14 protein-coding genes are annotated in these 14,200 nt (G+C 66.3%); 4 read left to right on the forward strand and 10 right to left on the reverse strand.

Going from position 1 to position 14,200, the window contains the following annotated elements; all coding sequences use genetic code 11:
* Positions 1 to 40: 40 nt before the first annotated feature.
* The 6 genes from LX88_RS05945 to LX88_RS05970 form a co-directional block, all read right to left on the reverse strand.
* Positions 41 to 235, reverse strand: a complete 195-nt coding sequence (locus LX88_RS05945; RefSeq protein ID WP_258946785.1) for a hypothetical protein — start codon at positions 233 to 235, stop codon at positions 41 to 43.
* 76 nt (positions 236 to 311) lie between these two features.
* Positions 312 to 1,214 carry a galactofuranosyltransferase GlfT1 gene (gene glfT1 / locus LX88_RS05950; RefSeq protein ID WP_090072210.1) on the reverse strand — a complete coding sequence of 301 codons (903 nt, stop codon included), beginning with the start codon at positions 1,212 to 1,214 and terminating at the stop codon, positions 312 to 314.
* Positions 1,215 to 1,217: 3 nt separating this feature from the next.
* The gene (wzt, locus tag LX88_RS05955) at positions 1,218 to 2,018 is read right to left on the reverse strand and encodes a galactan export ABC transporter ATP-binding subunit Wzt/RfbE (RefSeq protein ID WP_258946786.1); all 801 of its coding nucleotides are present in this window, start codon (positions 2,016 to 2,018) and stop codon (positions 1,218 to 1,220) included.
* A gap of 16 nt (positions 2,019 to 2,034) precedes the next feature.
* Entirely contained in the window at positions 2,035 to 2,949 is a 915-nt protein-coding gene (wzm, locus tag LX88_RS05960) for a galactan export ABC transporter permease subunit Wzm/RfbD (protein WP_258946787.1), read from the reverse strand.
* Between the two features lie 59 nt (positions 2,950 to 3,008).
* Entirely contained in the window at positions 3,009 to 3,773 is a 765-nt protein-coding gene (locus LX88_RS05965; RefSeq protein WP_258946788.1) for a class I SAM-dependent methyltransferase, read from the reverse strand.
* Positions 3,774 to 3,895: 122 nt separating this feature from the next.
* Entirely contained in the window at positions 3,896 to 4,372 is a 477-nt protein-coding gene (locus LX88_RS05970; protein WP_258947619.1) for a bacterial proteasome activator family protein, read from the reverse strand.
* Between the two features lie 91 nt (positions 4,373 to 4,463).
* On the opposite strand from LX88_RS05970, the gene LX88_RS05975 reads away from it, so the two are divergent.
* Positions 4,464 to 5,663: a cysteine desulfurase-like protein gene (locus LX88_RS05975; RefSeq protein ID WP_090072221.1), complete on the forward strand. Its 1,200-nt coding sequence runs from the start codon at positions 4,464 to 4,466 to the stop codon at positions 5,661 to 5,663.
* A gap of 19 nt (positions 5,664 to 5,682) precedes the next feature.
* Positions 5,683 to 6,327 (forward strand): class I SAM-dependent methyltransferase, encoded by a 645-nt coding sequence (locus LX88_RS05980; RefSeq protein ID WP_258946789.1) that lies wholly within the window; start codon positions 5,683 to 5,685, stop codon positions 6,325 to 6,327.
* On the opposite strand, the gene LX88_RS05985 is transcribed toward LX88_RS05980, so the two are convergent.
* Entirely contained in the window at positions 6,311 to 7,276 is a 966-nt protein-coding gene (locus tag LX88_RS05985) for an NAD(P)H-quinone oxidoreductase (protein ID WP_258946790.1), read from the reverse strand. The genes LX88_RS05980 and LX88_RS05985 overlap by 17 nt on opposite strands.
* Before the next feature lie 45 nt (positions 7,277 to 7,321).
* Here LX88_RS05985 and LX88_RS05990 point away from each other — a divergent pair, with 45 nt between their 5' ends.
* Positions 7,322 to 7,954 (forward strand): GNAT family N-acetyltransferase, encoded by a 633-nt coding sequence (locus LX88_RS05990; protein WP_258946791.1) that lies wholly within the window; start codon positions 7,322 to 7,324, stop codon positions 7,952 to 7,954.
* Between the two features lie 78 nt (positions 7,955 to 8,032).
* Positions 8,033 to 9,544 carry a M28 family metallopeptidase gene (locus LX88_RS05995; RefSeq protein ID WP_258946792.1) on the forward strand — a complete coding sequence of 504 codons (1,512 nt, stop codon included), beginning with the start codon at positions 8,033 to 8,035 and terminating at the stop codon, positions 9,542 to 9,544.
* Between the two features lie 65 nt (positions 9,545 to 9,609).
* On the opposite strand, the gene LX88_RS06000 is transcribed toward LX88_RS05995, so the two are convergent.
* From LX88_RS06000 to LX88_RS06010, 3 genes are all read right to left on the reverse strand, one after another.
* Positions 9,610 to 11,577, reverse strand: a complete 1,968-nt coding sequence (locus LX88_RS06000) for a DUF6541 family protein (RefSeq protein ID WP_258946793.1) — start codon at positions 11,575 to 11,577, stop codon at positions 9,610 to 9,612.
* Between the two features lie 733 nt (positions 11,578 to 12,310).
* The gene (locus tag LX88_RS06005; protein WP_258946794.1) at positions 12,311 to 13,183 is read right to left on the reverse strand and encodes an SMODS domain-containing nucleotidyltransferase; all 873 of its coding nucleotides are present in this window, start codon (positions 13,181 to 13,183) and stop codon (positions 12,311 to 12,313) included.
* A 104-nt stretch (positions 13,184 to 13,287) separates the two neighbouring features.
* A complete protein-coding gene (locus LX88_RS06010) occupies positions 13,288 to 14,187 on the reverse strand; it encodes an S-4TM family putative pore-forming effector (RefSeq protein WP_258946795.1) in 900 nt (299 codons plus the stop codon).
* Positions 14,188 to 14,200 lie beyond the last annotated feature (13 nt).

The following is a 14,200-nucleotide window of genomic DNA, read 5'->3' on the forward strand; positions in this document are numbered from 1 at the left end:
TCACCCCGTCTTACTCCGATCACTCGAAGTGCGCGAGTGGTTACTCGAAGTGGGCGACGACGACGTTCGCGAAGTTGACGACGTACTCGCGGCCGTCAGGTCCGGGGATCGCCTGGGTGTGTCCGTTGCGGACGACCTGGGTCAGCCGCGGCGCGAGGTCGTCCCGCGTCTCGTCGGTGATCGGGAGGGAGATGGGGTTCGGGTTGGCGGCGAGGAACAGCACGAGTTTGCTCATGAGAGCAGCCAACCGCGTTCAGGAGCGCTGCGGAGGGCGGTTCCGCTCGTAGCGATTCCGCCCTCGGCAGACCGGCTCACTTGCGGAAGAAGCGCTCCCGCTGACCGAGGCGCACGAGCTTCAGCCACTCGACGAACGCCTTCGGATCCCGCTTCACACCGAGGAAGTACAGCCCGAACCGGAACACCTCGAGCGCACCGAGCTTGCGCATGCCCGGCTGCGACAGCAGGTACCCGCGGTTGCGGTACGTGTAGTAGCGCTTGATCGGGTTCTCCGGGTCCTGGGCGTGGAACTTGCCGCCCAGCATCGGCTTGAACTCGTCCGAGCCGTCCGGGTGCACGTACGCGACCCGCAGCGTCGTGCCGAACGGCAGCCCCGACCGCACCATGCGCCGGTGGACCTCCACCTCGTCGCCGCGGAAGAACAGCCGGTAGTCCGGCACGCCGACGACGTCCAGCGTGGAGGCGCGGAACAGCGCCCCGTTGAACAGCGAGGCGATGCCCGGCAGGAAGTCGGTGCCGAGCTCGGCGGCCGAGCGCTTCCACGTCAGGCCGCGGCGCATCGGGAACGCGAGCTTGTCCGGGCTGTCGATGTTGGTGACGACGGGGGAGATCTCCGCGAGACCCCTGCGCTCCGCCTCCTCCAGCAGCACCGCCAGCACGTTCTCGTCAGCCGGGCGGCCGTCGTCGTCGGCCAGCCACACCCAGTCCGCGCCCAGCGAGAGCGCGTGCAGGATGCCCAGCGCGAAGCCGCCGGCGCCACCGAGGTTGCGGTGCGACGGCAGGTAGGTCGTGGGGAGCGGACACTGCTCGACGAGGTCGCCGACGGGCTGGTCGGGACCGTTGTCGACGACGACCAGGTGGTCGGGCACGCGTGTCTGGGTCGCCAGGGCCTTCAGCGACTCGGCCAGCAGCTCCCTGCGGTGGCGGGTGACCACCACCGCGACGACGGAGCCCTTGGGCAGTGCCTCGAGGTTCATGCTCTACTCGCCACCGTTTCCGCTGAGGACGGGGGTCTCCTCGTGCGGGTGCATCCGCTCGAAGGGGTCGTAACCCTTGTACGCGGTCAGCACCTCGCGAAGGCTTCCGAACATCTTGACGTGGCCTTCGTCCATCCAGATCGCCTTGTCGCAGAAATCCGCGAGGAACTCGTCGGAGTGGTTCGCGAACACCAGCAGGCCGGAGCGGGCGACCAGGCTCTTGAGACGGTCGCGGGCCTTCGCCATGAACGCGGCGTCGACCGCGCCGATGCCCTCGTCGAGCAGCAGGATCTCCGGGTTGATCGACGTGACGACGCCGAGGGCCAACCGGACGCGCATGCCCGTCGAGTACGTGCGCAGCGGCATCTGCAGGTAGTCACCGAGCTCGGTGAACTGCGCGATGTCGTCGACGCGGGACTCCATCTGCTTGCGGCTCATGCCGAGGAACAGGCCGCGGATCATGATGTTCTCGTACCCGGAGATCTCCGGGTCCATGCCGACGCCGAGGTCGAAGACCGGCGCCACCTTGCCGACGATGCGCGACTGGCCGCGGGTGGGCTCGTAGATGCCCGCCAGCAGGCGCAGCAGCGTCGACTTGCCGGCGCCGTTGTGGCCGACCAGGCCGACGCGGTCGCCGTCCTTGATCGACAGCGTGATGTCGTGCAGGGCTTCGATGATCGGGACGCGGCCCTCGGACTCGATCTTGCCGCCGACCTTGCCGAGCGCGAGCTTCTTCAGCGACCTCGACTTGGCGTCGAAGATCGGGAAGTCGACTGATGCGTTCCAGACGTCGATGCTGACCATGGGTGTCGACCTCCTTCTAGACCCAGTAGGAAACGCGGGCGCGGTAGTTGCGCAGGATCACCAGAGCGGCGAACCAGCCGATGACGGTGAAACCGCCGACGATCGCCCAGTGGTGCCAGTCGACCGCGTGGCCGAGCAGCGGGGCCCGGACCACCTCGACGAAGTGGTACACGGGGTTGAGCTCGGCGATGAGCATGCGCCAGTTGCTGTCGCCGCCACCGGTGACCCGCTGCAGCACGCCGGCGTCCCAGACGATCGGCGTCATGAAGAAGACCAGGTTGATGAAGCTGGTCACGACCGGCGGGATGTCGCGGAAGCGGGTGCTGATGACGCCGAACAGCAGGGCGACCCACACCGCGTTCACGGCGAGCAGCGCGAAGCCGGGGACCGCGAGGACGATGGTCCAGCTGAGGCCGGGGTGCTCGATGCCGCCCTTGGTGATCGTGTACGGGTGGTTGAGCGCCGTGAAGAAGATGGCGAGCACCACCGCGTAGACCACGAGGTTGTGCGCCAGGAACAGCACCTGGCGCCACACCATGCGCATCACGTGGACCGTGATCGGCGCGGGCAGGTGCTTGATGAGCCCCTCGTTCGCGATGAACACGTCCGTGCCCTCGGTGATGCAGCCGAGGATGAAGTTCCAGACGATGAAGCCGACTGTCACGTACGGCAGGAACGTGGGGACGTTCGTTTCGAACAGCACGGAGTACAGCAAGCCCAGCGCCAGCGCCGTGGTGCCCATCGAGATGGTGATCCACAACGGCCCGATGACCGAACGGCGGTAACGCTGCTTGATGTCCTGCCAGCCGAGGTGGCCCCACAGCTCACGGTGGTCCCACGCCTCCCGCACATCCGCGAACGCGCGTTTGAAGCTGCGCGACTTGACGGGGGGAGGCGCCTCTGGTTGGCCGAGCGTACTGGTGGCTTGCACGAGGACTGAGCGTACCGGCGACCACCGACACCGATGCTCACCGGTCGGTCACGGTGCGATCAGACCTTGATCACCTTTACGATGACCTGTTCGTGGTCGTAGGTGTACCCGAGGTAGTCGAACTCCACGCCGTGCGCCGCCACGTGCTCCAGCCAGGCCTTGTGCTCGTGTTCCTGCCACTGCGGGTAGTTGAAGTACTCGTCGAAGACGATGATGCTGCCCTCGACCAGACGGGGCCCGACCAGGTCGAGAACCGTCTTCGTGGACGAGTACAGGTCGCAGTCGACGTGCAGGAACGTGACGGGGCCCTCGTGGTCGGCGAGGAACTTCGGCAGCGTCTCGTCGAACCACCCGGCGACGAGCTCGGCACCGGGCACGTCCGGCAGGCCGTCCATCGTGAACGTGCCGGCGGGGAACCCGTTGCGCCAGTTCTCCGGCAGACCCTCGAAGGAGTCGAAGCCGTAGACGCCGGAGCCCTCCCGGGCGTTCGCGATGATCTTGAGCGTGCCGCCGGTGTAGACGCCGAACTCCAGCGCCATGCCGCCCTCGGGCGTCTGGGACAGCGCGAACTCGAGCGTCTCGTGCGGCGAGCCGAAGTGCGGGACCCGCGGCATGTTCTTGTGCACGAACTGAGCGCTCTGCAGCGCCGCTTCCCTGTCCGCGGCGAACACGATGTCGCGGCGGGCCCGCACCTCGTGCCCCACGGTGTGGTCGACGATCCGGTTCGCCTGCTGCGCGACCTCGTCGCGCAGCCCGTCCAGCTGGGCCTGGATGCGTTCGATCTGCTGTTGCTGCGGCTTCAGCGCGTCCTGGATGAGTTCCATGGCTTTGACACGAAGCTTGTGACGAAGCTGCTTGGCCTGCAGGCCATTGCGGACTCGGTCGAGCACGGTGGCTCCTCTCCAGAACGGTCAGCGCATCGTAGAGCCACCACCGCGTGACTTGGCTAGAGGTACTGACCCGTGCCTTTGCCGGTCGTTCCGCCTTCGTTGCCTTCGCCGCCACTGCCGGCGGGCAGCGCACGGCCGCGCATCTGCTCCAGCTGGGCCCGCGCCGCCATCTGCTGGGCGAACAACGCGGTCTGGATGCCGTGGAAGAGGCCTTCCAGCCAGCCCACGAGCTGAGCCTGCGCGATCCGCAGCTCGGCGTCGGAGGGCGTGCCCTCCTCGGTGAACGGCAGCGACAGGCGCTCCAGCTCCTCGCGCAGCTCCGGCGCCAGGCCGTCCTCGAGCTCCTCGATGGACCGCTTGTGGATCTCCTTGAGGCGGTTGCGGCTGGCCTCGTCCAGAGGTGCCGCCCGCACCTCCTCCAGCAGCTGCTTGATCATCGTGCCGATCCGCATGACCTTCGCCGGCTGTTCGACGAGGTCGGCGATGTCGCCGTCCTGGCCACCGACGATTACGACGGGCTGCTCCTGGTTCATGGTCTCCATCCTCGCGTGATTCACGTTTTCGAAACTAATCGGGGTGGGGCTGGTCGTTGCTGTGTTTGCTCGCATACGTACGGTGTGTGTCATGGCGTTCGACGTCGCACGGGTACGAGGGCTCTTCCCCGCGCTCGGCGACGGCTGGGTCCACCTCGACGCACCGGCCGGCATGCAGGTGCCCGAACAGGTCGCCACCGCCGTCTCCACCGCGCTGCGCGCCCCGGTCTCCGGACCAGGTGGCATCTTTCCCGCGTCCCAACGGGCCCAGGGCATCGTGGACGCCGCCCGCAGGTCCGTCGCGGACCTCGTCGGCGGTGATCCCGCCGGTGTCGTGCTGGGGCCCTCCTCCGCTGTGCTGCTGCAACGTCTCGCCGACGCCATGACCGACGACTGGTTCATGGGCGACGAGGTCCTGGTTTCCCGGCTGGACCACCCGGCGAACATCGCGCCGTGGCTGCGCGCCACCCAGCGCACCGGCAGCGCGGTCAAGTGGGCGGAGATCGACATCGAGACCTGCGAGCTGCCCAGCTGGCAGTTCGACGAGCTGGTCACCGACCGCACCAAGCTGATCGCCATCACGGCGGCGTCCGGCGTGGTCGGCACCCGGCCGGACCTGGGCAAGATCTCCGCGGTGGCTCGCGCGCACGGCTCGCTGATGGTGGTGGACGCCTCGGCCGCGGCACCCTTCGTGCCGTTGGACATCGTTGGCATGGGCGCCGACGTGGTGGCTCTCTCCGCGGGCCAGTGGGGCGGTCCGCCGGTCGGTGCGCTGGTGTTCCGCGACCCGTCGGTGCTGGAGCGGCTGCCGTCGGTCTCGGTCGACCCGATGGCGCGTGGTCCCGAACGACTCGAGCTCGGCCCGCACGCGTATCCGATGCTCGCCGGGCTCGTTGCGTCGGTGGAGTACCTGGCGGACCTCGACGACGCGGCTTCCGGCACGCGCCGCGAGCGGTTGCTCACGTCGCTGGGATCGGTGAAGGCCTACCAGGCGGGGCTGCTCGCTAATCTCATCAACGAACTGCGTTCGCTGCGACACGTGATGGTGATCGGCGACGCCATGCGGCGGGTGCCCGCGCTGGCGTTCTCGATCGCCGGGGTCAAGGCGGAGGACGGCGTCGAACACCTCGCGTCACGGGGAGTCTGCGCGTTCGCCGACCCCGGTCAGTACGGCGTGTTCTCGGTGCTGGGCGTCGGCGAGATCGGCGGCGCCATCCGCATCGGGCTCGCGCACTACACGAACGCGGTCGAGATGGACGACCTGGTGCGGGCGGTGGCCGAACTCGGCTGAGGGATTTGGGAGATCATCTTTGGACGACTCGCTGGCTCGCGAGCTCGCCGATCTCTCGGCCCTGCAGCGCCTCGGCTCGTTGAACACCGAGTACCTGCCGCAGCTCTCCGGCGACCTCCGGCCGGCGGCGCTCGTCGCCGTGATGGACGAGGTCGTGCTGGGCGCCCGGACCGTGCTGGTGGAACTCGGCTGCGGATCGTCCTCGGTCCTGCTGGCGCGTCTGTTGCAGCAGCGGGGGTTCGGGCACCTGTTGTCGATCGAGCACGACGAACGCACGGCTGCTTTCGTTGCCTCACAACTACGGCGTGAAGGCCTCGGCTCCGCGGCTCGCGTGGTGCACGCGCCGTTGTCGCGGCATCCGGCGGCGTTGTCGCGGCACGGCCAGTGGTACGCGCCGCAGCAGGTGCACGACGAAGTGCTCGGGTACGTCGAGCGGTTCGGTCTGGTGGACCTGCTGCTGGTGGACGGGCCGGGGTTCGGCGACTCGCGCTACCCGGCGTTGCCCGTGCTCAGCGCCGTGCTGGCGCCGGGGGCGACGGTGCTGGCCGACGACGCCGACCGGCCGGACGAGCAGGCGGTGCTGACGCGGTGGTCCGAGGAGTTCGGGCTGGAGTTCCGCACGGCTCCCCGGACCTCGCTCGCGGTGGCTACCGGTCTCGCTTGAGCAGGACCTTGCCGAAGACGTCGCTCGCCTCCAGCAGCCGGTGCGCCTCGGCGGCGTCCGGCATCGGCACGACCTGACCGACGATCGGCTCGACCGCACCGCTCTCGATCAACGGCCACAGGTGTTCGCGGACCTGGGCCACGATCGCGCCCTTGCCGTCGACGCTGCGGCCGCGCAGGCCCGTCGCCATCACGGACGCCCGCTTGGCGAGGAGCTTGCCGATCGGCAGCTCGCCCTTCACACCGCCCTGCATGCCGATGATCATCAACCGGCCGTCCGGGGCGAGGACGTCGATGTTGCGGGGGAGGTAGGAGGCGCCCATGTTGTCGAGCACGACGTCCGCCTGCTTGACCTCGGCGACGAAGTCCTGGGTCTTGTAGTTGACCGTGATGTCCGCGCCGAGCTCGGCGCACTTCCGCAGCCGCTCGTCCGATCCCGCGGTGACCGCGACGGTCGCGCCGAGCGCCTTGGCCACCTGGATCGCGTGCGTGCCGATGCCACCCGCACCGCCGTGCACGAGGAACGTCTCGCCGAGCTTGAGCCGGCCGTCCATCACGACGTTCGACCACACCGTGCACGCGACCTCGGGCAGCGCGGCCGCCGTGACGACGTCGACGTTCGCCGGGACGGGCAGGACCTGCACCGCGGGCACGACGACCTTCTCCGCGTAGCCTCCGCCGGCCAGCAGCGCGCACACCTCGTCGCCGACCTGCCAGCCCGTGACGCCCTCGCCGAGCGCCGCGATCGTGCCGGAGCACTCCAGCCCGATGACGTCCGAGGCGCCCTTGGGAGGCGGGTACAAACCCTGCCGCTGCAACAGGTCCGCGCGGTTGACCGCACTCGCGGCGACGTCGATCAGCACCTCGCCCGCGCCGGGCACCGGGTCTGCGACCTCGGTCCACTCGAGCACGTCCGGGCCGCCGGGTTCGCGAACAGTGATGGCACGCATGCGGTCGACCGTAATACCGTTCGACAGGTCCGGCACCATCGGATCATGGACGCCTGGCCTCTGCGACACCTGGTTCTCCGCACCCCGCGCCTGGAGCTGCGCCCGGACGACGACGCCGGCCTGTTCGAGCTCGTCGAGGTCGCCAAGGCGGGCGTGCACGACCCGGCCGAGATGCCGTTCAACGTGCCGTGGACCGACAGCCTGGCGGACGACCACGGGTTCGGCGTGGTCCAGTTCTTCTGGGGCATGCGCGCCAAACTGGCTGCGAAGGACTGGGCCATCTGCTTCCTCGTGCGGCACGAGGGCAAGGTCATCGGCGTGCAGGAGATGGGTGCGCGCGATTTCGGCGTGCTGCGCGAGGTGAACACCGGGTCGTGGCTGGGCAAGGAGTTCCAGGGCAACGGCTTCGGCACGGAGATGCGTGTGGGCGTGCTGCAGTTCGCGTTCGACCACCTGGGCGCGCACATCGCTCGTTCGGCGGCTTGGCAGGGCAACCAGGCGTCCAACCGCGTCAGCGCCAAGCTCGGCTACGTGCACGACGGCACGATCGGTGCCGCACCGCGCGGAGAACGCCTTGAGCACGTGCGATTGCGTTTGGACGAGGCGGATTTCGTGCGCCCGGAGTGGAACGTCACGGTCGACGGACTAGCGGAGTGTGTTCAGCTGATCACCAGCTGAACTCCCGCCGACCGACGGATTGTGTCCTGGGTCTCCTTCTTGTGAGGGTTCAGCCATCTCGAACGAAGGGGAACGTTCATGTCCGGCAGAACCAAGCTGGCGGCTGTGCTTGCCATATCGGCATTAGTCGCTGCCCCCACCGCCACGGCGTCCGCCGCCGTTGAACCCGCAGGCCCCGCGTTGGCCAAGAAGCTCGCCAAGAAGGTGACCGTCGAGGGTGTCAACCGGCACCTCATCGCGTTCCAGCGCATCGCCGACCGCAACGGCGGCAACCGCGCGGCCCTGACGCCCGGCTACGACGCGAGCGTCGAGTACGTCGCGGGCAAGCTCCGCGGCGAGGGCTTCATCGTCACGACACCGAACTTCAGCTTCGAAGTCCCGGTCACCGACGCGGAGACCGCCCGCGTCGACGGCGTGAACTACCAGGCGATCGTCCTGACCGCCTCACCCCAGACCCCGGTGGGCGGCGTCACCGGCCCGCTGCGCGTCGTCCCCGAGGACGCCACCACGGGCTGCGAGGCCACCGACTTCGCCGGCCAGGACTTCACCGGCTCGGTCGCCCTCATCCGCCGAGGCGGCTGCACGTTCGAGCAGAAGCACCTCAACGCGTTCGCCGCGGGCGCCATCGCCGTGCTGGTCTCGAACAACACCGCGGGCCCGTTGTCCAACGTGACGCTGACCAACCCCGGCAAGATCCCGACCGGCGGCATCTCCCAGGCCGACGGCACCACGCTCGCCGGCAAGGCGGGTGCCTCGGTCACCGTGGACATGCGCTACCACAACGAGACCCGCACCCAGCGCAACGTCATCGCCGAGACCCGCACCGGCCGCAAGAACAACGTCGTCATGGCCGGCGCACACCTCGACAGCGTCGAACTGGGCGCAGGCATCAACGACAACGGCACCGGCTCCGCGTCGCTCCTGGAAACGGCTCTCCAGCTCGGTTCCCGCCCGAAGGTGGACAACGCCATCCGCTTCGCCTGGTGGGGCGCGGAAGAGCGCGGCCTCATCGGCTCCGAGGAATGGGTCCGCTCGCTGACGTTCGAACAGCAGCTGGACATCGCCCTGTACCTGAACTTCGACATGGTCGGCTCCCCGAACGCCGCGTACTTCATCTACGACGGCGACGACTCCGACGCGGTGGGCGCGGGCGCGGGCCCGTACGGCTCGGCCCAGATCGAAAAGGCCTTCGCCGACTACTTCGCCGCCAAGGGCGTCCCCACCGAAGGCACCGACTTCTCGGGCCGCTCGGACTACGGCGAGTTCATCGCACAGGGCATCCCGGCCGGCGGCCTGTTCACCGGCGCCGAAGGCGTCAAGACCGCGGCACAGGCAGCCAAGTGGGGCGGCACGGCAGGCGTCGCCTACGACCCGTGCTACCACTCGGCGTGCGACAACCTCGGCAACGTCGACCGCGTCGCACTCGGCCGCAACGCAGGCGCCATCGCGTTCGTGACCGCGGCCTACGGCGTGTCCACTGAGGACGTCAACGGCGTGCCGCCGCGTTCGAAGCGGGCTGAGGCCCGTTCTTCCGCGGCTCTGATGAAGTCCGCTGCACACGACGACCACTCACACGCGGCCGTCTCGTAACCGCTTGATCGCTGGAACAGGGGTCCCTTCAACGGGGCCCCTGTTCTCCAGCAGGAGGGTCGACCTCAGCGCTGCGCGTCCGTGGGGCGGCGGTCGCAAGGACTGACCCGGTAAAGGCGGAACTTACCCGCCTGGTCGATCAGTTCGAATCCGGCCGACGGCGCCGGGTAGTCGAAACCGTCGAAGTAGTTGCCCTTCACACCGTCACTGCTCAGCAGATACCGGAGGTTGATCCGGTTGACCATCTCGCAGACCTTCGGATCGGACGGGTTGTTGAGGTGGTCGGACAGGTAGATCTGCTCAGCGGTCGGTCTGCCGAGGTTGAGCTGCGGGAACAGAACCTGCCTCTGGCTGAGCGTCATGGCTGCCGTGCTGCCGTTGTTGGGCGTCTGGGCGATGACGGTGCCGGGCTCGGTCCGCTCGTCCAGCCGTGCGAACAGGGCCTGCTCTTCCTTGCTGAGCAGTGGATGCACCACCGGGTACGCGACCGCTACGCGCTCGCTGTTGTCCTGGATGTTCAGGCCGTTGGTGCTCAGCACGAGCAGGATGGCGATCAGGGGCACGACCGCGAGCGCCCAGAAGTTGGTCGCCGCGCGGAACTGCTGGAGCGACTCCTTCCGCAGCAGCGTGCGGATCAGGGTGGCGACCGCGATGGTGCCGAACACGGTGATCGGAATACCGGTGATCGGGATCATCGCTGCGATCCGGTGCGAGTCGGTGTACCAGAAGCCGGTGAACATCCGCCGGTCCACACCTTCGACGCCCGCCGCCAGCACGTAGATGCCGCAGGACACCGCGTGACTGGCCACGAGCCAGCGCCGGTTGCGCTGGCGGAAGCAGGAGAAGATGCCCACGATCAGCAGGATGGCCAGCAGCCAGTCGACGGCGCCGCCGTTCGTCGCGCCGGTCAGCGCCTCGCCGACTGCGTGAGCGGGCGACTCGAACGGCGGTGAGTCGGCCTCCATGACCCGGCTGAACAAGTTCAGCTCGCGGACGACCACCCAGTACGCGGGCGCGGCGAGGACGATGATCGTGCCCAGCACGTAGGCGAACTTCTTGCGACCCGCCCGGTAGTGCTTGGTGGCGCTCAGCGCGAGGCTGAGGACCACTGCCGAGACCGCCACGGCGGCAAGGCTGATCAGCGCGTTCGGATGCGAGATCGCCACGGTCGCGAGGATCACGGGGGCGAGCAGCCACGCCCGGCCACGTCCGATGACGTCCTCTTTGGCCAGGTTCACCATCGACATGAGGGCCGCCATCGCGGCGGGCACGAGGGCGAGGCCGAGCAGGTTCGGCCACAGGATCCCCCAGCCGAGCAGCTCCCACGGAAAAGCACCGAACGCGACGCTGAGCAGGCCCGCAATGCCCACCGCCATCGGGGACGGCCCGGCGAGCTGACGCATGAGCAGCATGCAGCCCAGCGGCCAGATGATCAGCGCGATGGTGACGGAGAGGAGGTTGGCCGCCACTGGCACCGAGATACCGGTGATCATGATCAGCAGCGAGCCGAGGCCGTGCCAGGCAGCCGGGTAGAACCCGCGAACGCGGTCCGGCACTCCCAGCGTGTCGATCATCAACGTGGAGGCGTTGCCGCTGTTGAGGATGTTGACCAGCGCGTTGTAGTGGAACGGTGAGTCACTGGTGTGGATGAGCTGGTCGGGGTCGGTGATCGCGCGGATCACCGTGAGCATGCCGAAGACGACCGCGGCTGTGATGCCCACGAGCGCCGCGACCGTGACCCTCCAGCCGTCCGCCGGCGCGGGCGCGGGGAGCCGCTTCCTCAACGGCAGCAGAATGCAGGCGAGAACGAGTGACAGGCCGCCGAAAACGATCAGCATGAGCACGGGTGACCAGCGGATGCCGAAAATCGGCGAGATCATCGCGGTCAGCGCGACGACCCCCACGACGATCATCGGTGCCATGGCGACGGCCGCCAGCCGGCGAAGGCCGATCAGGTAGGTGATGAGCAGGCCGGGCACGACGAGCAACACGCCGCACAACACCATGGTCGGCAGCGCACCAACCCATGTCATAACAGAACCCCCGTGTTAGACCTGCTTACCAAGTGACGCCTCGCACGGGAGGAAAGTTGCATCCGTCGATTGGTCAGGCCGAAGCAGTGTATTGGACTCAACTGCCAGGTCCGTTCCTGCCCCAGGTGCCGGCGCAAATGTGAACAGGGCGGTGCGCAGATCGCGCACCGCCCTGTTCGTGCTGTCAAAATGCGGAAGCGGAGGGATTTGAACCCCCGGACGGTTGCCCGTCTCCCGCTTTCAAGGCTGCATCTGGCTGTCCAGGCTTGTTCGGACTAGTCCGCAGTTGTCGGAGTTGCCTGGTCAGGGGTGCTGTCCCGTCCTAACCCGTCCCGGACCGTTGCTACACCGTCGCTACACCTCGTTCTGGTGGCTGGCCTGTGGCTGTCCCGTCCCGCTGGTCCTCGGTGGGGCGGCTTTGGCGTGTCCGGTGGCCGATGACGCGGAGCGTTGGCGGGCGTCGATCGCCGTGCCCGGCTCGGTCAGGTCTTGGATCGCGCGATCGTCCTGACGCCTGGGTGCTGGGAGCTCCTGCGCGTCGCCGTCCGTGGCGCGCTGCCGTGGATGGATGCCGGCCGCGCCGCACGGCCGACGGGCGGAGCGAAGCGGGAGCCCGGCGTGCCGGGATGGATGGGGAGCCGGTGCCAACGTGACAGGCCCCGTGCGCGCCGCCGACGGCGGCGCGCCTTGATCCCATAGAGCCAATTTCGGCAACGACATGCACATCAGAAAGCTAGCGAGCGGGAAAGTTGCCGCCGAACACTAGGTTCCAGTAGTAGAACGCGTCATTGATCTTTCCTTCTTTCTCCGCGTCTATCGCCTTGCGCGCCCTGGTAGCCGCTGTGCTGAGCTTCGAGAGAGCGTCATCGGCCTTTACGGTCGTCGAGCACGCATAGAATCGCCCTGATGCCCCTTTGGGGTCGTTCATGGCGGCGAGTCCAATAGAGTGAAGGTGTTCAAGAAGTCGGCAGATGTCGTGAGAAGCAATAAAGCTTTTCTCGGTAGACAGGTACTTTGCGGCACGCATCTCAAGGTAGAAAGACGATGCGGGAACATTGCCGTAGTACTTCCAGGCCTTGATTAGTCGAGCCAGTTTCTTAGCTCCGCCTGCAATGCCCGCCTTGGTGTTGATCTCAGTGACGTAGTTGAGATGAGCGGCTGGGGCGCTGTCCAGCCATTCTCCAGGGGTGACACTTGGGATGTCATAAACGTTGTAGTCGTTTCCACCTCTGGTGGTTAGAAATCCGGGAAGAATTTCCCAGGTCTCCGAACCTCCGGCAAACTCGACTACTACAGTCGGTCGACTGATCCGAACGGTCGTGCTTGGAAAGCTTGCCTGCAAGGCATCTTTTACCCAGTTTAGTGCAGTAGTTGATGAACCAGGCTTGCTTTCCCCGAGGCTTACGAGCAAGTCGACATCTGTGTGATTTCGCACACCGGTGCCGTGTGTGAATGATCCCGTTTCGCGAAAAGCTTTCACGCTGAGTGCTTTTTTGAGTGAAGTCTCGACGCTCGTGCGATGTTTGGCGGATGCTACTCTTTGGGATTCGAGAGGTACAAGGCGCCCTAGGAACGTGTCGAATCCTTGGTTGACCGATAGTGCCATCTAGGCCTCCAGCCGGCTAGCGGATAGATGAGCCTACACCTCGTGTGTCCTTGCTATGAACCACGACACACATGTTCCATGTCGAATAGAATCAGTACGGGAAGCTAAGTACCTGAGCTATCCGGTGTCTGCTGAATGCTGCTCGCGGCAGCTTGCATGGCCGACTCATCGCGTCCTCTGAAATACTTGTAGAACCAGTTTGGTACGCGAGCTACCTGGTTTCTGGTGTCAAATATTCCATCCTGGATATCGCGGCAGATGACTTCGATATCTTTGACGCGTTCAGGCGATGGCTGATCGTGAAGATCAGGGTCAAGCACGTCTTGCAGTCTGCCGAGGAGAATCTTCCTATCGCCGACAATGTTTCGCTGTGCTCGGACTATCTCTGTTGCAAGGATAATCGCTGCAAGAGATGGGACGTACCAGCGCAGCAATGTCGTCCAAACTGTCATTCCTCCAGCTACGCCGACTGCTACGCCAATGGTTACCCAGCCGATTCTTGCCCATCGAACGAAGTTCATCCATCGCTCGCGTAGCCGGATATCCCATGTTAGGTTTGAACGCTGGCAGAGCATTATGTCGAATGGGCGAGAGGTCTTGGAGACATCGGGGTACCAATTTTTGAGGTCGTCGATGGACCCGCGATAACGACCGGCCAGGTCGTGTAGGCGTTCCGGTTGAATCTTGGCTGCGCGCGAATTATTCCAGGGAAGTTCGAAGACATAGGTGTCAAAGTGTTCTTGGATTGTGGCAGCTTCGAGGGCCTTTTGCTTGCTCCATTGAGCAAGTCCCAGGGTTGAGATGAGAGCCCAGAGCGCGCCGCTTAGGGCGAGAATTGGTTCTGTTCGCCCTAGGATTGCGTAGACAATGGTGATTACCACCAGTGCGATCGAGCCCAACGTACGAACTGCTTCAATTCGCGTTGGTGTTGTATTCGAAACGCGAGAGCACTTCAAGAGTGATATTGCCTGATCATCATTCTGTCGCGCATTGATCGAGCCCATAATGGGTGCTCCG

Origin of the sequence: Lentzea californiensis (assembly GCF_024648825.1) — a bacterium.
Lineage (GTDB): Bacteria > Actinomycetota > Actinomycetes > Mycobacteriales > Pseudonocardiaceae > Lentzea > Lentzea californiensis.

Bases quoted from the DNA above. Each gene is read 5' to 3' on its own strand.
- glfT1 (WP_090072210.1), bottom strand. From the start codon at position 1,214: ATGAACCTCGAGGCACTGCCCAAGGGCTCCGTCGTCGCGGTGGTGGTC.
- LX88_RS05965 (WP_258946788.1), bottom strand. From the start codon at position 3,773: ATGGAACTCATCCAGGACGCGCTGAAGCCGCAGCAACAGCAGATCGAA.
- wzt (WP_258946786.1), bottom strand. From the start codon at position 2,018: ATGGTCAGCATCGACGTCTGGAACGCATCAGTCGACTTCCCGATCTTC.
- LX88_RS06005 (WP_258946794.1), bottom strand. From the start codon at position 13,183: ATGGCACTATCGGTCAACCAAGGATTCGACACGTTCCTAGGGCGCCTT.
- LX88_RS05985 (WP_258946790.1), bottom strand. From the start codon at position 7,276: ATGCGTGCCATCACTGTTCGCGAACCCGGCGGCCCGGACGTGCTCGAG.
- LX88_RS06010 (WP_258946795.1), bottom strand. From the start codon at position 14,187: ATGGGCTCGATCAATGCGCGACAGAATGATGATCAGGCAATATCACTC.
- LX88_RS06000 (WP_258946793.1), bottom strand. From the start codon at position 11,577: ATGACATGGGTTGGTGCGCTGCCGACCATGGTGTTGTGCGGCGTGTTG.
- LX88_RS05990 (WP_258946791.1), top strand. From the start codon at position 7,322: ATGGACGCCTGGCCTCTGCGACACCTGGTTCTCCGCACCCCGCGCCTG.
- LX88_RS05970 (WP_258947619.1), bottom strand. From the start codon at position 4,372: ATGAACCAGGAGCAGCCCGTCGTAATCGTCGGTGGCCAGGACGGCGAC.
- LX88_RS05975 (WP_090072221.1), top strand. From the start codon at position 4,464: ATGGCGTTCGACGTCGCACGGGTACGAGGGCTCTTCCCCGCGCTCGGC.
- LX88_RS05995 (WP_258946792.1), top strand. From the start codon at position 8,033: ATGTCCGGCAGAACCAAGCTGGCGGCTGTGCTTGCCATATCGGCATTA.
- LX88_RS05945 (WP_258946785.1), bottom strand. From the start codon at position 235: ATGAGCAAACTCGTGCTGTTCCTCGCCGCCAACCCGAACCCCATCTCC.